At 66.7% G+C, this 23035-nt stretch carries 16 protein-coding genes; 8 read left to right on the top strand and 8 right to left on the bottom strand.

Annotation, left to right across the window (positions count from 1 at the left end):
- Positions 1-101 precede the first annotated feature (101 nt).
- From GW587_RS23045 to GW587_RS23035, 3 genes are read left to right on the top strand one after another with little or no spacing between them, the layout of a single operon-like run.
- A complete protein-coding gene (locus GW587_RS23045) occupies positions 102-1685 on the top strand; it encodes an acyl-CoA ligase (AMP-forming), exosortase A system-associated (protein WP_166107024.1) in 1584 nt (527 codons plus the stop codon).
- Complete coding sequence (locus GW587_RS23040) at positions 1685-2926, top strand: pyridoxal-dependent decarboxylase, exosortase A system-associated (RefSeq protein ID WP_166107023.1); 1242 nt, start codon at positions 1685-1687, stop codon at positions 2924-2926. The genes GW587_RS23045 and GW587_RS23040 overlap by 1 nt, the downstream gene beginning before the upstream one ends.
- Positions 2923-4809: an asparagine synthetase B family protein gene (locus tag GW587_RS23035; RefSeq protein WP_166107022.1), complete on the top strand. Its 1887-nt coding sequence runs from the start codon at positions 2923-2925 to the stop codon at positions 4807-4809. Before GW587_RS23040 ends, GW587_RS23035 begins: the two co-directional genes overlap by 4 nt.
- On the opposite strand, the gene GW587_RS23030 is transcribed toward GW587_RS23035, so the two are convergent.
- Together GW587_RS23030 and GW587_RS23025 are read right to left on the bottom strand one after the other, a co-directional pair.
- Positions 4739-5596, bottom strand: a complete 858-nt coding sequence (locus tag GW587_RS23030; protein ID WP_166107020.1) for a polysaccharide deacetylase family protein — start codon at positions 5594-5596, stop codon at positions 4739-4741. The two genes, GW587_RS23035 and GW587_RS23030, sit on opposite strands and share 71 nt — an antisense overlap.
- Positions 5593-6900: a putative O-glycosylation ligase, exosortase A system-associated gene (locus tag GW587_RS23025; RefSeq protein WP_166107018.1), complete on the bottom strand. Its 1308-nt coding sequence runs from the start codon at positions 6898-6900 to the stop codon at positions 5593-5595. The genes GW587_RS23030 and GW587_RS23025 overlap by 4 nt, the downstream gene beginning before the upstream one ends.
- A 100-nt stretch (positions 6901-7000) precedes the next feature.
- Here GW587_RS23025 and GW587_RS23020 point away from each other — a divergent pair, with 100 nt between their 5' ends.
- Genes GW587_RS23020 through GW587_RS23000 form a run of 5 tightly spaced genes read left to right on the top strand, consistent with a single transcriptional unit; the run spans position 7001 to position 14284 of the window.
- Entirely contained in the window at positions 7001-9079 is a 2079-nt protein-coding gene (locus tag GW587_RS23020; RefSeq protein ID WP_371875642.1) for a glycosyltransferase, read from the top strand.
- An 8-nt stretch (positions 9080-9087) separates the two neighbouring features.
- Positions 9088-10533 carry a lipopolysaccharide biosynthesis protein gene (locus GW587_RS23015; RefSeq protein ID WP_166107017.1) on the top strand — a complete coding sequence of 482 codons (1446 nt, stop codon included), beginning with the start codon at positions 9088-9090 and terminating at the stop codon, positions 10531-10533.
- A gap of 16 nt (positions 10534-10549) precedes the next feature.
- Positions 10550-11614 (top strand): glycosyltransferase family 4 protein, encoded by a 1065-nt coding sequence (locus tag GW587_RS23010; RefSeq protein WP_166107016.1) that lies wholly within the window; start codon positions 10550-10552, stop codon positions 11612-11614.
- Positions 11604-13064 (top strand): MBOAT family O-acyltransferase, encoded by a 1461-nt coding sequence (locus GW587_RS23005; RefSeq protein WP_166107014.1) that lies wholly within the window; start codon positions 11604-11606, stop codon positions 13062-13064. Before GW587_RS23010 ends, GW587_RS23005 begins: the two co-directional genes overlap by 11 nt.
- Before the next feature lie 2 nt (positions 13065-13066).
- Complete coding sequence (locus GW587_RS23000; RefSeq protein WP_229259602.1) at positions 13067-14284, top strand: hypothetical protein; 1218 nt, start codon at positions 13067-13069, stop codon at positions 14282-14284.
- On the opposite strand, the gene GW587_RS22995 is transcribed toward GW587_RS23000, so the two are convergent.
- From GW587_RS22995 to xrtA, 6 genes are read right to left on the bottom strand one after another with little or no spacing between them, the layout of a single operon-like run.
- Positions 14191-14970 (bottom strand): class I SAM-dependent methyltransferase, encoded by a 780-nt coding sequence (locus tag GW587_RS22995; protein ID WP_166107012.1) that lies wholly within the window; start codon positions 14968-14970, stop codon positions 14191-14193. The two genes, GW587_RS23000 and GW587_RS22995, sit on opposite strands and share 94 nt — an antisense overlap.
- Positions 14971-14979: 9 nt before the next feature.
- On the bottom strand, positions 14980-17424 hold the full coding sequence (locus GW587_RS22990) for a glycosyltransferase (protein WP_166107010.1): 2445 nt from the start codon (positions 17422-17424) through the stop codon (positions 14980-14982).
- Complete coding sequence (locus tag GW587_RS22985; protein ID WP_166107216.1) at positions 17421-18629, bottom strand: TIGR04063 family PEP-CTERM/XrtA system glycosyltransferase; 1209 nt, start codon at positions 18627-18629, stop codon at positions 17421-17423. Before GW587_RS22985 ends, GW587_RS22990 begins: the two co-directional genes overlap by 4 nt.
- Positions 18629-20257, bottom strand: a complete 1629-nt coding sequence (gene asnB / locus GW587_RS22980; protein WP_166107008.1) for an asparagine synthase (glutamine-hydrolyzing) — start codon at positions 20255-20257, stop codon at positions 18629-18631. The genes GW587_RS22985 and asnB overlap by 1 nt, the downstream gene beginning before the upstream one ends.
- On the bottom strand, positions 20232-21410 hold the full coding sequence (locus GW587_RS22975; RefSeq protein ID WP_166107006.1) for a TIGR03088 family PEP-CTERM/XrtA system glycosyltransferase: 1179 nt from the start codon (positions 21408-21410) through the stop codon (positions 20232-20234). The genes asnB and GW587_RS22975 overlap by 26 nt, the downstream gene beginning before the upstream one ends.
- Positions 21394-23025 carry an exosortase A gene (gene xrtA / locus GW587_RS22970; RefSeq protein ID WP_229259616.1) on the bottom strand — a complete coding sequence of 544 codons (1632 nt, stop codon included), beginning with the start codon at positions 23023-23025 and terminating at the stop codon, positions 21394-21396. Before xrtA ends, GW587_RS22975 begins: the two co-directional genes overlap by 17 nt.
- Positions 23026-23035 lie beyond the last annotated feature (10 nt).

Here is a 23035-nt window from a genome sequence, read left to right as displayed (position 1 = left end):
TTTGAGCCAGCACAAACGCAGGGCGCACTTGACGCATATCAATAACGCCCGCGACGATAGTCCCGATCATGGAGGACTCACCATCGACAAGACCAACCGCCATGACGCAGCTCATACATCATCTTATTTTTCAATCGGCGCTGACGGTACCGGAGCGGCAGGCGCTGTCCTACCAGGGCGTCGCCCTGAACTACGCCGCGCTGGCGCAGATGGTGCGGGTCGCGGCGGACGCCTGGTTGCATCACGGTCTGGGACGAGGCGAACGATTGGCCGTGTACCTGGAAAAACGCGAGGAGGCTGTGGTGGCCATGTTCGGCGCGGCGGCGGCAGGCGGCGTGTTCGTTCCGATCAATCCCGTGCTCAAGCCGGACCAGGTGGCCTATATCCTGGACGATTGCAATGTGCGCATCCTGGTGACGTCGCGCGAGCGGCTGAACGGCCTGGCGGGCGTGCTGGATCGCTGTCCGGATCTGCGCGCGGTGATCGTCATCGGCTCGATGGCGGAGGCGCCGGCGCTGGCGCACGCACGCTTGCATTCCTGGCGGGAGTCGATGCAGACGGCATCGCCGCAGCCGACCCACCCGTGCATCGATGGCGACGTCGCCGCGATTCTGTACACCTCCGGCAGCACCGGCAAGCCCAAGGGCGTGGTGCTGTCGCATCGTAATCTGGTGGCGGGCGCGCTCAGTGTCGCCGGCTACCTGGCCAATACGCGCGAGGACCGCATCCTGTGCGTGCTGCCACTCAGCTTCGACTACGGCCTGAGCCAGCTGACCACGACCTTCGCGGTCGGCGCCTGCGCCGTGCTGCTGAACCATCTGCTGTTGCGCGACATCGTCGATGCTGTCGGCCGCGAACGCATCACCGGGTTGGCCGCCGTGCCGCCGCTGTGGATACAGCTGTCGGAACTGGTCTGGCACCATGCCCGGCACCTGCGCTTTATCACCAACTCCGGCGGCGTGATGCCGCGCCACACCTTGCGCGCGCTGCGCAAGGCCTTGCCGCACGTGCAGATCTATTTGATGTACGGATTGACCGAAGCCTTCCGTTCAACCTATCTGGCGCCGGAACAACTGGATATCCGGCCGGACTCGATCGGCAAGGCGATCCCGAATGCGGAAATCCTGGTGCTGCGTGCCGACGGCACCCCCTGCGCGCCGGACGAGGCCGGGGAGCTGGTACATCGGGGCGCCCTGGTCGCGCTGGGTTACTGGAACGACGCCGCGCGCACCGCCGAACGCTTCCGGCCGCTGCCGGACCGGCTGGGCGGCCTGCCGATCCCGGAGCTGGCCGTCTGGTCGGGCGACACGGTGCGCGCCGACGCCGAGGGCTTTCTGTATTTCATCGGCCGCAGCGACGACATGATCAAGACCTCCGGCTATCGCGTCAGTCCGGCCGAGGTGGAGGAGGTGGTCTACGCCACGGGGCTGGTGGCGGAAGCGGCGGCGCTTGGCCTTCCGCACGAGCAGCTGGGGCAGTCGATCGCGCTGGTGGCCACCTTGGCGCCCGGCGGCGCGGCGGACGGCGCGGCCCTGCTGGCGGCCTGCAAGCGCGCCTTGCCAACTTACATGGTGCCGGCGCGAATCGAGATACGCCAGGCACCGCTGCCGCGCAATCCCAATGGCAAAATCGACCGCAAGCTGCTGGCCGACGAATTGAGCCAGGCCGAACGGGAGCTGCGTTGATGGGATCCGCCACGGAACGACCTAGCCACCCGCCGCCGCGCCAGTTCCCGGTGCTGGACGATTGCCTGCAACTGGGCGGCGTGCTGCTGACGCGGCTGGCCGAACGCGTCGGCCGCACACCGTTCTACGCGTATGAGCGCGATCACGTTCGCTCCCGCATCGATCTGCTGCGCCGGACCCTTCCACAAGGGGTGCAGCTGCATTACGCGATCAAAGCCAATCCGATGCCGGCGCTGGTGTGCCTGATGGCGCCGCTGGTGGACGGCTTCGACGTCGCCTCCGCCGGTGAAATGAAGATCGCGCTGGATGCCGGCATGGCGCCGTCGGCCATCAGTTTCGCCGGACCCGGCAAAAGCAACGCCGAGCTGCGCAGCGCGGTAGCGGCCGGCGTGCTGCTGCACCTGGAATCCGAGGAGGAAATGAAACGCGCCGCCGCCACCGGCGCGCTGCTGGGCCTGACACCCCGCGTGGCGGTGCGCGTCAATCCGGATTTCGAGCTCAAATATGCCGGGATGAAAATGGCCGGCGGCGCGCATCAATTCGGCATCGATGCCGAACGGGTTCCGGCGATGCTGCGCCAGCTGGGACGGCTGGGCCTGGACTTTCACGGCTTCCACCTGTTTTGTGGCGCGCAGAACCTGTCGGCGACGGCGATCGGCGAGGCGCAACGCCTGTGCGTCGATTTGGCGTTGCGTCTGGCGGAACATGCGCCTTCGCCGATACGCACCCTGAACATCGGGGGCGGGCTCGGCGTGCCGTATTTTCCCGGCGAGCGCCCGCTCGACTTTCCAGCCGTGGCCGACGGCTTGCATGCGGTATTGGACACGCTGAACGCCGCCGCGCCCGGCGCCCGACTGGTGCTGGAACTGGGGCGTTATCTGGTGGCCGAGGCCGGCGTCTACGTCTGCCGGGTGCTGGAACGCAAACTGTCGCACGGCCAGACCTTTCTGATCACCGACGGCGGCATGCATCATCATCTGGCGGCATCCGGCAATTTCGGCCAAGTGATCCGCAAAAACTATCCGGTCGCCATCGGCAACCGCATGTACGGCGGCCCGCGCGAGACGGCGACCGTGGTCGGCCCGCTGTGCACGCCGCTGGACATGCTGGCCGACGGCATGGAACTGACGCGGGCGGAGGTCGGCGATTTCGTCGTGGTGTTCCAGTCGGGCGCATATGGCTTGACGGCCAGCCCGACCGCGTTTCTCGGCCATCCCGGTCCGGCGGAGGTGCTGGTATGAGCGGTTTGTGCGGCTATCTGAACACTGTGCGCGACGAACGCGGCCCACGATTTCTGCGCCGCATGGCCGCCAGCATGGCGCGCTTCGATTCCAGTCCGATTCATGCGCTGACGGACGGCCCAGCGGGGGTGGCGGTGGCCGCGTGCGCGGACGGCTTCAGCATGCACAGCCGCGACGGCGTGCTGGCCGCCGTGTGGGGCCGTGCGGCGCTGGAGGGCGACACCAGGCAGGTGGCGATGCGGCTGACCGAGTTGTGGATGGTGCGCGGCCCGATGGCGTGCGCCGATCTGTCGGGCCCGTTCGCGGTGTGCATTGTGGATGGCGCGTCGGGGCAGGTGATGCTGGCAGTGGATCGCAGCGGCATCCACAGCATGCACTATCAGAGCTTGCCGCAGTGTTTGCTGTTCGGCTCCTCTGCGGCGGCGCTGCGGCAGCACCCGGACGCGCATGACGAACTGGACCGGCAGGCCTTGTACCACTACCTGTATTTCCACATGATTCCGGCCCCGCTCACGGTATATCGCGGGCAGCAGCGGCTGTTGCCGGGCGAATTCCTGCTGTATCGCCGTGGCCGGTTGGAGCGCGGAAGCTATTGGAAGATGGCCTACAGCGAACGGCGCGAACTGCCGTTCGCTGTACTGAAGCACCAGTTCCTCGCCACGCTGGAGCACGCGGTGCGGCAGGCGGCCGAGGGCGACGGCAAGGTCGGCGCCTTCCTCAGCGGCGGCACCGACAGTTCCACGCTGGCGGGGATGCTGGGCAAGATCACCGGTCAGCCGGCTAGCACCTATTCGATCGGCTTCGACGTCGATGGCTACGACGAGATGCGCTATGCCCGTATCGCGGCGCGCCATTTCGGCACCGATCATCACGAGTTTTACGTGACGGCGGATGACGTGATGGAGGCGGTTCCACGGCTTGCCGCCGTCAGCGACCAGCCGTTCGGCAATGCATCGGCGATTCCCGCCTACTATTGCGCCAGCATGGCGCGCGCGGACGGTGTGACCCGGTTGTTGGGTGGCGACGGCGGCGACGAACTGTTCGGCGGTAATGAGCGCTATGCGCGGCAGGCGGTGTTCTCGCGCTACGAGCAACTGCCTTCCTGCCTGCGCCAGGTGTTGATCGAACCCTTGCTGTTCGGACTGGCCGGCAAGCTGGACCTGGCGCCGCTGCGCAAGGCGCGCAGCTATGTCGAGCAGGCATTGATGCCGATGCCGGCGCGGCTGGAGACCTATAATCTGCTGCGACGCTACGGCGCGGCCCGGGTGCTGCATGAAGACTTCCTGGCGGACGTCGATACCAGCGCAGCGTTGGACCAGCTCAACGCCCGCTATTCGGAAACCCACGGGCTGAGCCAGATCAACCGCATGCAGGCCATCGATCTGCTGTACACACTGGCCGACAACGACCTGCGCAAAGTGCGCCACGCCTGCGAGTTGGCCGGCGTGGACGCGGTGTTCCCGTTTCTGAACGACGATATGCTGGCTTTCTCGTCGCGCCTGTCGCCGAACGCCAAGCTGAACGGCACGCGGCTGCGCTATTTCTTCAAGCGGGCGCTAGCGGATCACCTGCCGCGCCCGATACTGCGCAAGAAGAAACATGGTTTCGGCCTGCCGTTCGGACACTGGCTGCAAAGCCATGCCGGCTTGCGCGAACTGGCGTTCGACAGCCTCAATGATTTGAAGCGGCGCCGCATCGTCCGCGCCGAGTTCATCGATACGCTGACGCGGACACTGGTGCGTGAACATCCGGCGTATCACGGCACCATGGTGTGGGTGCTGATGATGCTGGAGCAGTGGCTGTGCCAGCACGCTACACGGCGCGCATCCGGCTTTCCAGCAGACGCAGCAGAAATCGCGGCAGATCTTGCTCCCAAGGCGTGAAGCGGGGAAGTTGCAGCACGTCGCTGCCCGGATAGGCGGCCCCGGGGCTGGTGCTGACGGCGGCCTCGAACCCTAGCGCGTTCACCATGTCGACATGACGCTGCGTGTAATCGACGCCGGGCTTGCCGTTCGGGTAGGCGAACAGCGTGACCGGCGTCCGCGCGATCGCCTCCAGCGCCGCCTTGCCCTCGGCGATCTCGGCCAGCGCCTGCCGGTCCGGGATGGCGGCGAGGATCGGGTGACGGTGCGTGTGCGCGCCGATGTCCATGCCGGCATCCAGCAGCGCGCGTACCTGGCAGGAGCGCATCATCAGCTCGCTGCCGCGCGACGGCGCTCCGGTCAACGCCGCCACCGCCGCCTGGCGTTCGTCGAACGGCAGATACTTCAAGCGGCCCAGCAGGTGGTCCAGCGTGGCCCGTTGTTGCGCCGGCGTGCCCGGCACCGTGCGCCGCACGTGGGTGATCACGTCGTCGTTCCACATCTGGCCGCCATCGAGGTAGCCGCTGGCGATGAAGAAGGTCGCGTGCAGGCCGTGCCGGCGCAGCACCGGCAGCGCCAGCGCGACGTTGTCGGCGTAGCCGTCGTCGAAGGTGATGCAGGCGGCGCGGGCGGGCAGCGTCTCGTCCTGCAGCCGGCGCGCGGCATGGGCCAGTGACAGCACCCGGAAGCAGCGCTTGAGCAGCGTCATCTGGCGATCGAAACGACGCACGTCCGGCAGGCTGGGCAGCAATGGATCTGGGCGCGCCAGCACGCGGTGATAGATCAGGATCGACAGGCGCGGTGTCATCGCGGCGGCTCCGGTGCGACCCGCCCATGCAGCGTTCGACCGGCGTTGGCGGCCGTGGCCGGTGCGATCGCGGCGCGACGCTGCGCCACCAGCGCCCGCACCGCGACCAGCGCAGCCATCAGATAATAGGGGACGTCGAAGTAAAGCAGGCTGAGGAAGGCGCCGCCGACGGCAAAGCCGATCACGCTGGCCTGGATCATCTTGGCCAAGTCATAGGCCCACCGCAACTGCGGATCGTCGCGGCTGTGGCGCACGATCCATGCGGCGGAACGCCAGGTCAGTCCGCCCAACAACAGGTACAACGCCAGCCCGACGAAACCATGTTCGCCCAGCGCCTGGAAATAGATGCTGTGCGCGGCGTGCACGGCGTCCGGGTTGGGTGCATACATGGCGAACGCCGACGGTTCGGCGATCTCGAAGCCACCGCCGAAAAAACGGTCCTTCGCCAGGTTGAACGCCATATGCCAGGCGTTGATGCGGCCCATCGCCGAATCGTCGTCCTGGTAGGCGCCGATGCTGTCCATGCGCTCGGTCCAACGTTCCGGCATGAACAGCAGGGCCGGCGGTGCCAGCAGGATCAGCAGCACGGCGCCCAGCAGTTTCCTGCCGCTCTTGAGCCACATCAGCGCCAGCATCGCGGTGATCGCCAGCAGCGCGCCGCGTGAATACGAGCCCAGCGCGGCCATCGCCGACAAGATCATGGTGAGGTTCATGCCGTGCCATACCCAGCGGTTGCCGCTGCTCAGTTGAAGGTAGCGCATCAACGGAATCGCGACGATCAGCGCCAGGGCGATTTCATTATTCCCGCCGATGAAGGTGCCGGGCGGCCCCCAGACGCGGAAATTGCCGCCGTTTTGCGCGGTGAACACGCCGCCCTTGATGCCGTAGAAGCCCAGCGACAGCACCAGCACCCAAATCATGCGGTGCACATCCTCGCGACTGCGCACCACCACCATGATTACCAGGTTCATCAGCATGATTTTCATGACCTTGCCCCATTGCTCATGGGCGGCAGCCGGGAACAGCGCGAACAGCGTGGTGACGTTCATCCACAACACCAGGGCCAGCAGCGTGAAGGTGATGCCGTTGGCCGGCGGCGTTTTCCGCGCGCGCGCAGTGGCGATGCTGAACAAGGTGGTCACCGCGATGATGAGGGCGAACGGGAAGGTGGTGGCGAATCCCCAGCCCTGGGTATGAGGGTTCATGACGCTGATCCAGATCCACATCAGAGCGCCGTTGACCGGTTTCTTCAGGATCAGCGGCAGGCTGGCGAACACGATGAAGGTGATGAGCAGGTCGCGCATGGCATTTGTTGATCTGGCTCAACAATAGCTTTGAGCCCATCAGTACACTGGATTATTAACTCTTAAATAATAGGATAGGGGAGATGGCCGCTTGTTGACCGTGCTCATGGCGACCCGTGATGGCGCCGGGACTTTAGCCAAGGTGCTGGACGCCTACTGCCGGCTGGCGGCGCCGGAGGGAGGCTGGTGCCTGCTTATCGTCGACAACGGCAGCCGGGACGGTACGGTGGCGCTGCTGGAAAGCTATGCTGGCAGGCTGCCGCTGCGCTGCTTGCACGAACCGCGGCCAGGCAAGAACATCGCGCTGAATCATGGCCTGGAGGCCGCCCTGGCGCAGCCGGGTGCGGACGACGATCTGTTCATCTTCACCGATGACGACGCGATACCGTCGTCGGACTGGCTGCGCCAATGGCACGCCTGCGCCACTGCCCAGCCCGGCTGCAGCGTGTTCGGCGGCGCCATCACAGCGGACTGGGCGGTGGAACCGCCGCCATGGTTGCTGAAACTGGCACCGCTGGGCCTGACCTATGGCGTGACCTCGCCATCGCTGCCGGACGGTCCGGTGTTTCCCGGCCTGGTCTGGGGCGCCAATATGGCGGTGCGGCGCGCGGCGTTCGCGGCCGGTCATCGTTTCGATACCTCGCTCGGTCCGAATGGCGGCGCCTACGCCATGGGCAGCGAGACCGAGCTGACGCGGCGCCTGGCGCGCGAGGGCTACCGGGTGTGGTTCTGCAACGGCCCGAGGGTGGCGCATCACATCCGTGCGGCGCAAGTACGACTGGAATATGTGCTGCAAAAAGCCTGGCGTTTCGGACGCGGCAGGTATCTGCAGGAAACCCCGGGCAAGTTTGCCGAGTTGCTGGGCGTCCCGCGCTGGATGCTGAAGCGCTATCTGCTGGAGCTGGCCGGCTTGGCGCGCGCGTTGCTGCTGCGCGATGCCGATGCGCGTTTCTGGCGCCGCTGGGAGCTGGCCTGCCTGCGCGGTTACCTTTACCAGGCGCGGCGCGGCCGGCATCGGCGCGGCAAGCACGTGCTGGTCACCAGCTACTCGGGCGAGCTGGGCGGCATGGAGTTGCGCATGGCGCAGGAAGTACGCTATCTGCACGCCGCAGGCTACGACGGCGGCTTGGCCTTGCGCCGCTTCGACGGCATCGACGCCTGGGCGCGGCGGCTGGCGGCGGAGCAGATCAGCGTCGCCGAGTTCGCCGCGCCGCCGTTCTTTGAAGGCGAATGGGGCCGGCGCCACCTGCATATTGCGCGAGCGCGCTGGCTGGCGGCGCGCCGCTTGCGGGCGTTCGATGCCGATCTGGTGCATGTGGCGCTGTGCTGGACCAACTATGGCGCCTCGATGTTGTGGCTGGCGCATTATTGCCGTCTGCCGTCGGTGATCAGCGTGCACAACGCCTTTCCGCCGGTCAGTTTCAGCGCGTGGCACCAAGGCTTGCTGCGTCAGGCGTTCTCGACGGTGCGCGGGATCTACGCGGTCTCCGAGTCGGCGCTGGCGCACTTCATGGCCATCTATCAGCCATATATTTTGGCGACGACGCGGTTGGCGGTCATCCCCAACGGCGTCGATGTGCAGCGCTTCCAGCCGTCGGCGGCGGCACGCGGCGCGGCGCGGGAGCGGCTGGGCTTGCCCGCCGAGGCGCTGGTGATCGGCGCGGTGGGGCGTTTGTCCGAGCAAAAGCGGCCGGGGAAACTGATCAGCCTGTTCGCCATGTTGCGCCAGCGCTTTCCCGACCTGTACCTGATCCTGGCCGGCAGCGGGCCGCTGGAGGCGGCCAGCCAGGCGCAAGTGGCGCGCATGGGCCTGACGCCATGGGTGCGTTTCACCGGCTTCGTCGACGCGGTGGAGCAGGTCATGCCGGCGCTGGACCTGCACCTGCTGATGAGCCGCAACGAAGGCTTCGGCATCGCCACCATCGAGGCGATGGCGTGCGGTGTGCCGGCGGTGGCGACGGCGGTGCCCGGCAGCGTCGACATCCTGCGCGACAGCGAGGGTGGCATGCTGGTGCCGGTGGACGATCTGACGGTGGCCGCCTACCGGGTCGGCGCCTTGCTGGCCGATCCGGAGCGGCGCGCGGTCATGGGCCGCAAGGGCCGCGACGAGGCTGTCGAACGCTATTGCGAGCGCGTGGTCGGGCGTCAGGTGCGCGCCTTCTACGACGGGCTGGTCTGAGGCGGCGCATGGTTGCCCCCGGTGTGGCGCGGCGGTCTTTCCTGTTTTCGTTCGCCGAGAAGTACACGCTGCTGCTGCTCAACACCGTTGGCGCGATGGCGCTGGCGCGGCTGCTGACGCCGGCCGAGGTCGGCGTCTATGCGATCGGCGCGGTGTTGGTCGGGCTGGTGCAGGTGTTGCGCGATTTCGGCGTGGGACCTTACGTGATCCAGGAAACGGAGCTCGACCGGCAAAAGCTGCGCGCCGCGCTGGGCATCAGTCTGCTGACCGCCTGGCTGCTGGCGGCGCTGGTGCTCGCGGCGAGTTGGCCGGCGGCGCATTTTTACCGCGATCCCCGCCTGGCCACCGTGCTGCGGCTGCTGGCGCTGAATTTTTTGCTGGTGCCGTTCAGCGCGGTCGCCTTGCCGTATTTGCGCCGGCAGTTGCGCTACCGGGCGATTTTCGCCATCAACGTCTCACAAAGCGCGGTGCAAATGCTGTGCGCTATCGTGCTGGCGGCGCTGGGCTTCGGCTACCTGAGCCTGGCCTGGGGCGCGGTGGCCGGCGCCACGGCGACGCTGGTGGCCGGCGCTTGCTGCCGGCCGCAAGGGTTGCCGTGGCTGCCGGGCTGGCGCGGCGCGCGCGCGATCCTGTCCTTCGGCGTGATCAACACCACCGGCAACCTGATCGATGAGGCCGGCGTCGCCGCGCCGGACCTGATCATCGGCAAGCTGATCGGCGTCGCCGAGGTCGGCATCTTCAGCAAGGCGATGGGCGTGCTGAATGTCTTCAACCAGCTGGTGACGGCGGCCGTCTCGCCGGTGATCTTTCCCTTGTTTTCGGCGCAGGCGCGCGATGGCGGCGACCTGCGGCAAGCTTACTTCACCACCGCCAGCTGCATGACGGCGCTGGCCTGGCCGTTCTTCGGCTTCGTCGCGCTGATGGCGCCGTCGTTGGTGCGGCTGCTGTACGGCGATCAGTGGGATGCCGCCGCTCCTTTGATCCGCATCATCTGTCTCGGATCGGCCTTGTATAGCATGTTCGGCATGGCGCGCCACCTGCTGGTGGCGATCGGAAGGGTTGGCGCGCAAGCCAGGCTGGATGCGGTGTCGGTGCCGGTACGGGTGATCGCGGTGGTGCTGGCGGCGCCGTTCGGGCTGTACTGGATAGCTTGGGCCGTGGTGCTGGGCGCGGTGTTTCGCAGCGGGATGACGTATGTCTGCCTGGCACGCTTCACCGGAATGCGTCTGCCGGCGCTGTTGGGCGCGGTGCGGCGCAGCGCGGTGGTGACGCTGGCCAGCCTTTCCGGTCCGGCCGCGTTGCTGGCCTGCCGGCCGCAAGGAGTGGCGCAACTCGCGATGGGCGCGGTGCTGGGTTTCCTGCTGTGGCTGGCGGCGATTCTGCTGTGCCGGCATGAACTGGCCGCCGAATGCACCCTGGCGGGCCGTAAAGCGCTGGCAATGCTGAGCAGGTAACCTCGGAGGGCTTTGTATGCGAGTGGGAATCCTGTCTTACCCGATGCTGTTCCAGCGCGAGGGTGGCTTGCAGGTGCAGGTGCGCTCGACTATCGCGGCCCTGCAGACGCTGGCGTCTCCGTCCCTGGAGGTGGAATTGGTCGATCCCAATCGGCAGCGCATCGATGGCTACGATGTCATCCATGTCTTTTCGGCGATCAACGGCAACTATCGGCTGGTCGAGTTGGCGCACGAGCTGGACTTGCCGGTGGTGTTGTCTGCGCTGCTGTCGCCGGGCTGGAACCGGGCCGCCGGCCTGCGCGCACGGATCGCGGACCGCCTCGTGGGGCGGTTGACCGACTGGAACGTGCAAACCAGTTACGCGCAGACCAGGCGCGCGTTGCAACTGGCGCAACTGGTGGTGGCGCTCGGGCCGGCGGAGCGGATGGCGTTGATCGATGCTTTTAACACCGATCCCTCCAAGATACGCTTGCTACCGAACGGCATCAGCCCGCACTTTTTCGACGCTGACGCGGGCGCCTTCCGTCGTCACAGCGGCTTGGCAGGGGCTTTCGTGTTGATGGTGGGGGCTATCTCCCCCTACAAGAACCAGCTCGGGCTGGTACGGGCATTGGCGGCATACGAATTCCCGATCGTGCTGATCGGCCACGCGCAACGGCAGCATCAGCCATATTTACAGCAGTTGCTGGCGTCGCCGAAAGTGCGTTGGATGGGACAGTTGCAGCACGACGATCCGTTGCTGGCCAGCGCTTATGCCGCCGCCTCGGTACTGGCGCTGCCCAGCCAGGGCGAGGTGTTTCCACTGTCGGTGCTGGAGGCTTTGGCGGCCGGCACGCCGGTGGTCATGACCGATGAGAGCGCGCTGAGTCTGCCTTCCAGCGGGTTTGCGCTGAAGCAGTTGCGCTGGCGCGATACCGCCATGCTATGCCGCGCGATCAATGATTTCGTTGCCGCGCCGCCGCAGCGGGCGGAGGTGCGGGCGCTGGTGTCGGCGTTCAGCTGGCAGCGGGTCGCCTCGCAAATCGCCGATTGCTACACGCAGCTGAATCGGCGCCGCGAGCGGGTGTCGCATGCTGTTTAATTCTTTCGGATTTCTGTTTTTCTATTTGCCGGTTGTGCTGGGTGGCTATCTGCTGCTGTCGCGCTGGGCGCCGGGCCGGACCACCGCTTGGCTGGCGGTCGCGTCGCTGTTTTTCTACGGCTACTGGGATGTGCGCTTCCTGCCGTTGTTGATGGCGTCCATCACCTTCAATTTCTGGGTGGCGCGGCGCATGTCCGCCAGCGGCAGGCGGCGCAAGCCATGGCTGGGATTCGCGCTGGCGGCCAACCTTGCGCTGCTGGGCTGCTTCAAATACGCTAATTTCCTGCTGTGGCAGGATTGGGCGATCGTGCTGCCGGTCGGGATCTCGTTCTTCACCTTCACGCAGATCGCCTTCCTGGTCGATTGCTATCGCGGGCTGGCGGGCGAATACCGATTCGTTCACTACACCTTGTTCGTCAGTTACTTCCCGCATCTGATCGCAGGGCCGGTGCTGCATCACAAGGAAATGATGCCGCAGTTCGACCGCCGGCCGCAGCCAGACGCGGCCGACTTCGCGGTCGGCCTGTCGATCTTCGTCGTCGGCCTCGGCAAGAAGGTATTGCTGGCCGATCCGGTGTCGGTGCTGGTGGGGCCGGTGTTCGCGGCCGGCGCGCGGCCGCAACTTATTGAAGCGTGGATAGGCGCGCTGGCCTACACTTTTCAGCTGTATTTCGACTTCTCCGGATATTCGGACATGGCGATCGGCCTGTCGCGGATGTTCGGCGTCAGGCTGCCGTTGAACTTCAACTCACCGTATCGCGCCGCGAACATCAGCGAATTCTGGCGGCGTTGGCACATGACCTTGTCCCGCTTCCTGCGCGACTATTTATATGTGCCGCTGGGCGGCAACCGCGACGGCGCGCTGCGGCGCTACCGCAACCTGATGCTGACCATGCTGCTGGGCGGCCTGTGGCACGGCGCCGGGTGGACGTTCGTGGTCTGGGGTGGTTTGCACGGCGTGTACCTGGTGCTGCATCACGGCTGGCGGTCGCTAAACCGCAACCCGGCGCCGACGCTGTGGGGCAGGACATTGACCATGCTGGCCGTGATTGTCGCCTGGGTCGTGTTCCGCGCGCCGGATCTGGCGACGGCCGGCGACATCCTGCATGCCATGGCGGGCGGCAACGGTCTGGCGCTGCCGCGCGGCCTGGCGGCGTACGCGTCGCAGTTTTACGGGCTCGGTTGGCGGCCAAGCTTCAACGGCATCCGCTGGATCGACTTCGGCGGCGAGGCGGTGCCGGTGCTGTTGCTGGCGATGGCGCTGGCTTTCTTCGCGCCGAATACGCAAGAAATATTCTGTCGCTACGAGCCTTGCATTGAAAGAATATTACATCGCGACGGCTGGACCTGGTCGCCCGGCCACGCCTGGGGCGTGGCGATGGCGCTGTTGTTCCTCAGCTGCTTGTTCAGCATGAACAAGGTCAGCGAATTTCTCTATTTTCAATTCTGACCATGCGCGCCTATCTGACCATTTTCAGCGCCATCACCGCCATCACGCTGGGCGCGGTGGCGACGCTCAACTATGTCGTCGATCCCTATCTGATGCATCAATGGGATACGCCGCAAGTGCAGCGTCTGCGGCCTGCGCGCGAAAAGCTCAGCCCGTGGGGCAAGACTTACGCGCTGGCGCGCTATCGGCCCAGTGTGCTATATGCAGGCAACTCGCGCACCGAACTGGGCTTGCCGGTCCAGCCGGCGCTGTTCGGCGGCAAGCCGGTCTTCAATGGCGCGTTGTCCGGCGCCTCGGTCGGCGACGCGGTGGCGCTGGTGCGCCATGCGGCGATGGCCGGCGGCGGTCAGCGGCTCGATACCGTGGTGTGGGGCATCGATGCGCCGTCGTTCTCGCTGGATGGCGGCAACACCGATTTCGAGCGTGATCTGGTGGCCACCGACAGTTTTTATTTTTGGCGACGCGGCCTGATCGACCTCAAGCGCGCCTTGACCATCGACATGACGATGGACTCGCTCCGCCTGCTGCGCGGCACCTTCGGCCAGCGCTGCCTGTCCAGCCTGGCGCGCTACGGCCAGCGCGACGAACGCTGCGTGCTCGACCATGTCGATGGCTGGGGAGGCACCAGCGGCGCCATCGTGCCGCGCCTCCGCGAGTTTATCCGCGCGGTCGGGCCGACCGCCGAGGCGATGCGGGAATTCGACGTCGCCGTGAGCGGCTTATGCAACGCCGGCACACGCGTACGGCTCTACATCAATCCCACGCATGCGATGTCGAGCGACGCGCTGTATTGGTCCGGCAAGTGGCCGTCGATGGAGCGCTGGCAGCGGCGTCTTGCCGAGTTGACGCATCTACGGCGCACACTCGGCTGCGATATTCGGCTGTTCGATTTTTCGGGCTTCAACAGCATCACGACCGAAGCGATACCGCAGGTGAGCGGCGATGCGGTGATGCGGTACTACTGGGAGCCATCGCATTATCGCGTCAACGTCGGCCGGATGATCCTGGCGCGCCTGTTCGGGAAACAAAGCTACGTGTCCGAAGACTTCGGCGTGGAGCTGACGCCATCCTCGTTGCCGGCACACCAGTCGGCGCAACGCGCGCTGCGCGACCGTTACCACCAGCTTCACCCGGTGGAAACCAGTCTGGTGGTGGATGTGGCAACCGCATCCGGCGCCACCAGCACCGCGCAGCCTTTCTCGCAGGTGCGCTCGAACTGATCCAGGGCCGGAAACTCGCGCCGCCAACGTTGCAGGATGACCTGTTCGTCGGCGCGCGCCGCGTCGTCCAGGAACACATGCGCGCCGGCCGCCAGTCTGGGGAACAACAGCGGTCCCGCAGCGTAGCGGGCCAGCGGACGCGTCGCCTGCGGCGGGCCATCGATCACCAGCAGGTCAATCGACAGCCCGGCCGGCAAGGCGGCGAGGTCGTACCAGGGCCAGGATTCACCGGCCAGTTCGCGCGTCAACAGCGGCGCATCGAGCACCTGCACCCAGTCCTGCAGGCCGTTGCGGCGTAACTGTTCACGCGTCTCGTGGGCGTAGTGTGTATCGTGCTCCAGACTGATCAGCTTGCCTGAGCCGTTGAGTTGAAGGCAGCGCGCCAACACCAGCGTCGAGGTACCGCTGCTGCATTCGAGGACCATGCGCGGCTGCGCCCAGCGTACATGGCGCGCCAACTCCAGCAGGAAATCCGGCGACGCCGCCCAGCCGCGCGTCGGCGGCAGGCTGCGCTTCAGGTTTAATTCGACGTACAGTCCGTGCAGCGCCTCCATCTGGCGAAACAGCGCGACGCTGTCGCCGCTGGTGCGGTCGCTGACGTCGTGCAGCAGCAGGTGCACATGCCGCAACTTGTGCAGGATGTACAGCGTAACGGACAATAAAATTGTGGCGACGATGTAGGGCATGACATCTCCTCAAGTGCTGACAACCTTGCTGATCACATAGCGGTGTTTGCCGGATGCTTCAGCCGGGATCGCGGCCACTTCCTCGATCACGACATCGACCGACGCCCCGAGACGGGCGCGAAACTGGGTGACGATACTCAGATGCAGCAGCGGCGGCAGGCCATTGACGCTTACAAGCAGCACCCGGGTGCAGTCCAGGCTTTCCTGGATGATCTTGAAGGCGCGCACCTGGGGCAGGTCGCGCAGGATGTAGATCAGCGCCAGGCCATGCATCACCGTGCCGTCGTGCGCGACGACGAAATCGGTGACCCGGCCTTCGATACTCTTCAGCAGCGGCAGGCTGCGTCCGCACGGACACGGCCGGGGATCAAGCGCGCCGACGTCGCCGGTGGCGTAGCGGATCAGCGGAAAGTCGCGGCTTGCCAGATGGGTCACGACGATGGCGCCGCTTTCGCCCGGCGCAACCGGTTGACCCTGCGGGTCGAGGATCTCGATGATCACGTCCTCGGCGGTGATGTGCATGCCGCCCTCCGGGCATTCGTGGGCGAGAAAACCGGCGTCGCGGCCGCCGTAGCCGTTGGCCACCGGCGCACCAAACGCCGCGCCGAGCAGGCTGCGCTGCTCCGGGTACAGGCGTTCGGCGGTGACGAACACCACTTTGACGCCGAGCCGATCGAGCGCGACGCCGCGCGAGCGCGCATGCTCCACCAGCAGGCACATCACCGATGGATAGCCGAACAACATCGCCGGGCGCCGGCGGCGCAGACGTTCCAGATAAACGTCCAGGCGGGCGGGCGACAGGTCGAAGGCCGGCAGCAGCTCGCTGCGCAGCACCCGGTCGCGCCGGGCGCGCCAGCGATCCTGCGCCCGCAACTCGATCGGCGAACCCCACAGCACCGCCTCGCGGTCGCCGATATCGACGCCCCACCAGCGGGTGGCGCGCCACTTTGCCGCCACGTCATGGCAGATACGTTCCTTGCCGAGGTAGAAGATCAACGGCTCGCCGCTGGATCCGCCGGTGGTGAAGCGCTGCATGTGGCCGGCGTCGTCGGCGATGAAATCCTCGCGGCGATTGTTGATGTCCGCCTTGTACAACACCGGCAGGCTGCGCAGGTCGCGCAGATCCCGCACCCGTCCGGCGTCGAAGCCGGTGGCGGCGTACTGCTGACGGTAATAGGCGACATGCTCGGACGCGTGCAGCAGCAGGTCGCGCAGGCGTTGCAGCCGCAGCGCTTCGATGTGCGGTTGCGGCCACCACTGTGTCCGGTCCATGCGGCGGCGCACGGCGGTGCTGTCGTGGCGCTTGATCCATTCATGCAGAGGGAACAGCAGGGACGACACCAGCGCGGTGTAGCCGGATTGCATTGGGCGCTTCAGCACGCGACGGTATTGCGCCATCAGCAAGGGCGAGACGCTGGTCCAGCTGTAGCGTTGCGCGCTGGCCAGGCCGGCATCGGCAAGCCTGTGCGCGACGGTGGCGTCCTTCAGCAACGACAACATGGCGCGGGCCATGCCGTCGGCGTCGCCGGGCGACACCAGCAGGCCATCGACCCCGTTCCGGACCAGGTCAGGCACGCCGCCGACGTCGGTGCTGACCACCGGCACGCCGCTGGCCCAGGCCTCCAGCACCGAGATCGGCATATTGTCGGCCAGGCTGGGATTGAGCAGCAAATCGGTTTTTCGGTATAGTGCGGCCATGTCCGTGTTTTGCACCTTGCCGGTGAACTGCACCGACGCCTGCAACATCAGCGCCTTGACCCGCGCCTGCAAGCGCGCCAGCTCCGGGCCCTCGCCGCAGATGGTCAGGCGGGCGTGGGGCAGGGCACGGCGCACCAGCACGAAGGCGTTGAGCGCGGTGGCGTGATCGTACAATGGTTCCAGGTGGCGCGCGATCAGGATCGCCGCCCGCCGCGTCGGCTGGAGCGCGGGCCTGGCCGGTGGCGGGAAGAAGCGTTGCAGGTCGACGATGTTGGGCACGATCTGCGGCGTGACGCCATATTGCGCGAACTCCCTTGCCAGATACGCGGACGGGACGATGACCGCGTGCGCGCGCCGCAGGCTGAAGCCCACCAGCCGCGCGCTGTGGGCCAGGAAGGCCGGCGCCTCGCCGCCACGATAATTCACCAGCACGCCCTTGCCGCGCAAACGGCCGATCCAGATCGCCGGCGCCGCGTGCAGATGCCAGGACCAGCCGGAGTTCGCCATCACATGCAACAGATCGGTCCGCCCGGCAGCGCGCCACAGGCGCCACAGGTAGGGCAGCAGGCGCAGTGCCGCGCGCAGGCCGCGTACTCGCGCCGCCCAGCGAGGCCGCCACGGCGGATTGACCCGCACCAACTCGACCTCCGCGCCGGCCTCGCGTAGCAAGGCGGCGAGTTGTATGGTTTGATTGGCCATGCCGCCGGCCGGTGGCGGCAAGGGGCCGATCAGCGCGATGCGCATCCGCTTGCTCATGGGGCGGGCGCGAGCAGGCGCTGGTAGATGTCGCGATAGCGCGCCACGCTGGCGCCCCAGTCGCGCTCGGCGGCGACATAGGCGCGCGCCTGCCGCCGCAGCTGGGGCCAGGTCTCGACCTGGCGGATCAGGTGGATGATCTGGTCGGCCAGCGCATCGAGGTTGCCGGCTTCGAACAACATGCCGGTCTTGCGGTGGCGGATCAACTCGCGGTGACCGCCGACGTCGGAGGCGATCACCAGTCGGCCGTAGGCCATTCCCTCCAGCGGCTTGAGCGGCGTGACCAACTCCGTCAGGCGCATCGGCAGGCGCGGGTAGACCAGAATGTCGACCAGTCCGTAATAGCGCGGAATCTGCTGCTGCGGCACGCGGCCGGCGAAGGTGACCTTGCGCTGCAATTGCAGCGCCGTGACCAGCGTGCGCAATTCCTGCTCCTGCGGGCCGCCGCCGACCAGCAGCAGTTGCAGCGACGGCACGGCGGCCAGCATGCGCGGCAACGCGCGGATCAGCAGGGCCAGGCCTTCATAGGCGTAGAACGAGCCGATGAAACCGAGCACGAGACGGCCGGTCAAGCCCAATTCGTGCGCCAGCACGCCGTCCGGCGGTCCGGCGTCGGCGAATTGGCGGATGTCGACGGCGTTGGGGATCACCGTCACTTTGTGGCCAGGAATACCGCGTGCGACGATGTCGCCGCGCAAGCCCTCGCAGATGGTGGTGACGGCGTCGGCGCGGCGCAGCGCGTAGCTTTCGATGGCGCGACTGAGGCGATAACGCGGGCCGCCCGCACGTCCGGTGCCGTGGTCGGCCGCCGCATCCTCCCAGAAGGCCCGGATTTCGTACACCACCGGTATGCCAAGGGCGTTGCCAACGCGAAGCGCGGCCAGCGCGTTCAGCGCGGGCGAGTGCGCGTGCAGGATGTGCGGCCGCGACGCCCGAGCAATCTGTCCCAGGCGCCGCGCCAGTCCGTCGATCACGCCGACATGGCGCATCAGCGGCAGGCGGTCCCACCAGCAGTCCAGCGGCGGAGTGCGGAAGAAATGCCAACCGTCCACTTCCTGCTCCGGGACTTGCGCGCCCTGCTTGGCGCTGGTCAGGTGCAGCGTGTCCCAGCCAAGTTTACGCTGCTGGCGCAGTATCGCCAGGGTGCGGAAGCTGTAGCCGCTGTGCAGCGGCAGCGAGTGGTCGAGGATGTGCAGGATGCGCATCATGCCACCTGCTCTGCCGGTTCTTGCGCCGTTGTCCGTTGCAGGCGGCGCAGGAAGGATTCGAACATCAGCAGCGACCACAACGGCGCGCTGTGGTCGCGCCGACCGGATTGATGTTGCCGCAGCAGTTCCTGGACGTAGTCGAGGTCGAACATACCGCAATCAGCGAGTGCCGGGCTGGTCAGGCTGCGTTGCAGCCGCGACCGCAGCGGGCCGCGGAACCAGTCGGCCAGCGGCACCGAAAAGCCCATCTTGTCGCGGTACAGCAACTCGGTCGGCAGGTAGGGCTCCAGTCCCTTCTTGAACAGGTATTTGCCGACGCCACCCCGTAGCTTGAGCGACGGCGGCAGGCCCGACATCCATTCCACCAGCTGGTGATCCAGCAGCGGCACACGCACTTCCAGCCCGTGCGCCATGCTGGCGCGGTCGACCTTGGTCAGGATGTCGCCGGGAAGATAGGTCTTGAGATCGAGATACTGCACCAGAGACAACGCGTCGCCGGCCGGGCAGGCCGCCGCATGCCGGCGCTGCACCTCGACCGCGTGGTAGCCGCCGAGATCATGCCGTTGCTTCGGCGAGAATAGTCGTTCGCGCATCTGGTCGCTCATGATCGAGACACCGTGGAAATACGCCGCCACCGAGTCGCGCGCCAAGGCCTCGAAGGTGGTCTTGGCGCGCAGCGGGCGTGGCGCCCAGTCGGCTTTGGGGTACAGCCGCCCCAGTGCGCCGAACACCGACCGGCGCACGAGCAGCGGCAACATGGCGCGCAGGCGCTCCTCGTGCAGGTGCCAGCGGTAGCGGCGATAGCCGGCCAGGTTTTCGTCGCCGCCGGACAGGAAGGCACCCAGCGGTACCTCGGCCACCAGCCGGATGCGCACCGCCTCGCGCAGCCTTGCGATCAGTTCGTCGGCGGCGTGCGCGGGGCTGATCAGCGTGGCGGGTTTGAAAGGCACGTCCCAGTAACGCCGGGGTTGGCCGGGGGCGGCGCCGCGCCGCGTCAGCAACGTGTGGCCCGGCTCCAACTTGCGGATTTGGCGGAACACCGTGCGCGGCTCCGGTATGTAGCCATAGGCGAAGTACTCTTCGACCGCCAGCGGGTCGAGGTCGCGACGCAGTCCGTCGTGCGCCAGCAGCGCCTTGATTTCGGAGGCGAAGATCAGTTGGCCGTTTTCCAGCACCGCATAGTGCAGCGGTTTGATGCCGAGCCGGTCGCGCGCCAGGAACAGGCTGTGCTGTCTGCGGTCCCACAGCGCGAAAGCGAACATGCCGCGAAAATGCTCGACGCAGCGTTCGCCCCATTGCTCCCAGGCGTGGACGATGACCTCGGTGTCGCAATGGGTGCGGAAGCTGTGGCCGAACTGCTGCAGCTCACGCATCAGGGCGGGGAAGTTGTAGATCTCGCCGTTGTAGACCACGGCCACGCTGTGGTCCTCGTTGAACAGCGGTTGCCGGCCGCCGCCGATGTCGATGATGGCCAGCCGCCGGTGCCCGAGGCCGACACCCGGCTCGCGGTGCATGCCGACGCCGTCCGGGCCGCGATGGGCCTGGATGTCGGTCATCCGCTGCAATAGTCCGGCGTCGATGTCGGACGGATGGTACAGATCAAACAGGCCTGCGATCGCGCACATGATTTTCCTTTGCCAGGTTGTCGTACACCGCCAGATAGGCGTCGGCCATCGCCATCAGGCTGAACTCGGCCAGCACGCGGCGCCGCGCCCGGCCGCCGTAATGCTCGGCCAGGCCGGGGATGCGAACATAGTCGGCGATGGCGTCGGCCAGCGTCTCTGGATCGCTGACCGGGACCAGCGTGCCGGTCCAGCCGGCGTGCACCAGCTCTGGATTGCCGCCGACGGCGGTCGCCACCACCGGCAGGCCGCTGGCCATCGCTTCGAGTATGGTGTTGGAGGCGCCTTCGGCCAGCGACGGCAGGACGAACAGATCCATGGCGCGCAGCAGTTGCGGCACGTCGTCGCGTTCGCCCGGCAGCCAGGCCAGATGCGCCATGCCGGCGCCACGCAGAAGCTCCAGGCAAGGCTGGCGACAGGGGCCGTCGCCGACGATCAGCAGCCGCAATCTTTCCTGCGCCGGGTCGTCCTGCGCCGTCAGCTTCAGGAAGGCTTGCACCAGCGATAAATGATCCTTGACTGCGGCCATGCGGCCGACGCTGCCGATCACGAAGCTGTCCTCCGACAGGAAACCAGCGGGGCCGACCGCCGCCGCCGGACCCAGCCGGGGATGGAAACGCAGGCTGTCGACGCCGTTGTAGATGTGCGTGACGCGCTGCGGCAATGCGCCGATGCTGCCCACCAGCCAGCTCTCCAGTTCCCGGCTGACGGCGATGAAGTGGCCGATCAGCGGCAGCAGCAGCTTGCGCAGCAGCCGATAGCGGCGTTTGCGGCCGTGCAGGTCGCGGATGTCGCGTCCGTGTTCGCCGTGCACGCGCAGCCGTACTCCGGCGGCAGCGGCCAGCAGCTGGCCTTCGATGCCGGGCAGGTTGCGGGTGTGGATCAACAGCGGGCGCAGACGTTTCAAGGTGCTGAACAGGCGCAGATAATGCATCCAGTCCTTGCCTTCGCGCTTGTTGAGGCTGATGATCTCGACCCCTGGGCGCTGGATGCGCTGGGAGAAATCGCTGTGATCTTTGAGGCAGACGATGGCGTGGCGGTAGCGTTCCGGCGGCAGCGTGTTGATCAGGTTGACAAGGCCGTTCTCCAATCCGCCTACGTCAAGCCGGTGGATCAGGTGCACGATCAGCGGCGCGCTGTCAGTGGATGGCGACATGGCGCAGCCCTTGGTCGATGGAGGGAAGCATGGCGGCGAGCAGGTCGCGCATCGCGGCTTCCGCCGGCGCCGTTTGTTGTTCGTAGGCCGAGGCGAGGACGATTTCGGCGCCGCCATCATCGCCACCGGACAGCTTGGCCTTGGCCAGCAATAATTTGACCAACTGCGGGCTGGCGGTGTCGCGGCCGTCGAGCCGATACCAGCGCCATACCAGGAGCGTGACGCCGGCCGTTTGTTCGATCGACTGGCGCACCTGGATGACACGCCGGGCTAGCTGAATTTCGCGCCGCGTGGCGCTGATTTCGCTCCACGGCGCCTGGCCGGGCGCCAAGCGATGCTCCGGGGTCAATAGCTCCGCGCCTTTGACCTGGTGCCGATACCAGATCAGTTGCAAAGAGACCGTGCGGCGGCCATCGCTGTAGTTGGCGGACAGGCGCTGCGGCTTGCCGGCATGCAGCGCGCTCCAGTCGTCGGCGCTTGGCGGGCTGGCGCGCCATGGCGCCGGCGGCGGCGGCAGCGTCAGTTGCGGCTCCGGAGACGCGTCGCTGCGCGGTGATTGCAGCGCCAGCATCGCCAACAGCGGCCAAATGGCGATGGCGGTGGCCGCCGCAACCGTGATGCGGACGAAGCCGGCCGGCGTTGCGGCCGGCTGCAGTCGCGCCCGGCCATCGACGGCCAAGGCGACGGGCGATTCACTCTGGCGCCAGCGCGCGCCGCACCAGAACATCAGCGCGGTGACCATGCCGAAGAACACCCAGCCGTAGATCAGGTGATCGATACCAACTGCCAGCGTCCTGTCGCTCCAGTGGCCGATCAGCACGATCATGCAGGCGCGCAGGCCGTTGGCGACGACCGGCACCACCACCGAGGCGGCGACGAATATCAGGCGCCGTGCCAGGCTGCGGTAATTCAGGTAGGCGTAAAGCGTGCCCAACGCCACCGAGGCGATCAGGTAGCGCAGGCCGCTGCAGGCGTCGACCACTGACCAGTTTCCGGTTGGCAGGGAGAGGTAGTTGTTTTCCCGAAAGACCGGGATGTTCGCCACTTGCAGCAGCATGACGGTGAATCGGGCTGTGAAATCGATCAGCGGTGGGATGAAGACCTCGCCGAATGGAACGGCCAGCAGCAGATAGGCGAGCGGGAAAGCGATGGCGGCGGCGTAGGCGCGGCCCAGCACGGCGGCCACGATCACCGGGAGCATCAGCACGACACAGTATTGCTGCAGCACCGGGACATTGGCGACGGTGGACGGCAGCCAGATCGCGCCAAGCGTCGCCAGTGCCGGCAAGGCTGCGGGCCAAGGGCGGTGTGGCACCGCGGCCAGGTAGGCGCGCCGCCGCCATATCAGCCAGGCCGCGACCGGTGGCACGATAAAGCCATGCGCGAAGGTGCTTGAACGCCACCATAGGCCGACAATCGTGGCAAAGGTTTCGATGTGCGCGGCCAGGAGCAAGCATAGCGCGGCAACGATGCAGCCGATCGGCCAGCGAGACGCCACCGGCGTCGGGCAAGGCGACGCGGCTGGGTGCGGCGATGCGGGCGGGCGCGGCGTCGCGGGCGGGCGCGGAGACGCGGGCGGCGGCGGCTCTGACGGCGACGGCGACGGCGACAGCATGGCGGCGGGC

Source organism: Duganella aceris, from assembly GCF_011090165.1.
Lineage (GTDB): Bacteria > Pseudomonadota > Gammaproteobacteria > Burkholderiales > Burkholderiaceae_D > Rugamonas > Rugamonas aceris.
The sequence above is the reverse complement of the archived record's forward strand: the minus strand, read 5'-3'. Positions and strand labels throughout refer to the sequence as shown.

What these genes read in the sequence shown, in the direction of transcription:
- GW587_RS23000 (WP_229259602.1), top strand. Translation starts at nt 13,067, where the DNA reads ATGCGCGCCTATCTGACCATTTTCAGCGCCATCACCGCCATCACGCTG.
- asnB (WP_166107008.1), bottom strand. Translation starts at nt 20,257, where the DNA reads ATGTGCGCGATCGCAGGCCTGTTTGATCTGTACCATCCGTCCGACATC.
- GW587_RS22985 (WP_166107216.1), bottom strand. Translation starts at nt 18,629, where the DNA reads ATGCGCATCCTGCACATCCTCGACCACTCGCTGCCGCTGCACAGCGGC.
- GW587_RS23030 (WP_166107020.1), bottom strand. Translation starts at nt 5,596, where the DNA reads ATGACACCGCGCCTGTCGATCCTGATCTATCACCGCGTGCTGGCGCGC.
- GW587_RS22995 (WP_166107012.1), bottom strand. Translation starts at nt 14,970, where the DNA reads ATGCCCTACATCGTCGCCACAATTTTATTGTCCGTTACGCTGTACATC.
- xrtA (WP_229259616.1), bottom strand. Translation starts at nt 23,025, where the DNA reads ATGCTGTCGCCGTCGCCGTCGCCGTCAGAGCCGCCGCCGCCCGCGTCT.
- GW587_RS23035 (WP_166107022.1), top strand. Translation starts at nt 2,923, where the DNA reads ATGAGCGGTTTGTGCGGCTATCTGAACACTGTGCGCGACGAACGCGGC.
- GW587_RS23015 (WP_166107017.1), top strand. Translation starts at nt 9,088, where the DNA reads ATGGTTGCCCCCGGTGTGGCGCGGCGGTCTTTCCTGTTTTCGTTCGCC.
- GW587_RS23025 (WP_166107018.1), bottom strand. Translation starts at nt 6,900, where the DNA reads ATGCGCGACCTGCTCATCACCTTCATCGTGTTCGCCAGCCTGCCGCTG.
- GW587_RS23010 (WP_166107016.1), top strand. Translation starts at nt 10,550, where the DNA reads ATGCGAGTGGGAATCCTGTCTTACCCGATGCTGTTCCAGCGCGAGGGT.
- GW587_RS23045 (WP_166107024.1), top strand. Translation starts at nt 102, where the DNA reads ATGACGCAGCTCATACATCATCTTATTTTTCAATCGGCGCTGACGGTA.
- GW587_RS23040 (WP_166107023.1), top strand. Translation starts at nt 1,685, where the DNA reads ATGGGATCCGCCACGGAACGACCTAGCCACCCGCCGCCGCGCCAGTTC.
- GW587_RS22975 (WP_166107006.1), bottom strand. Translation starts at nt 21,410, where the DNA reads ATGTCGCCATCCACTGACAGCGCGCCGCTGATCGTGCACCTGATCCAC.
- GW587_RS22990 (WP_166107010.1), bottom strand. Translation starts at nt 17,424, where the DNA reads ATGAGCAAGCGGATGCGCATCGCGCTGATCGGCCCCTTGCCGCCACCG.
- GW587_RS23005 (WP_166107014.1), top strand. Translation starts at nt 11,604, where the DNA reads ATGCTGTTTAATTCTTTCGGATTTCTGTTTTTCTATTTGCCGGTTGTG.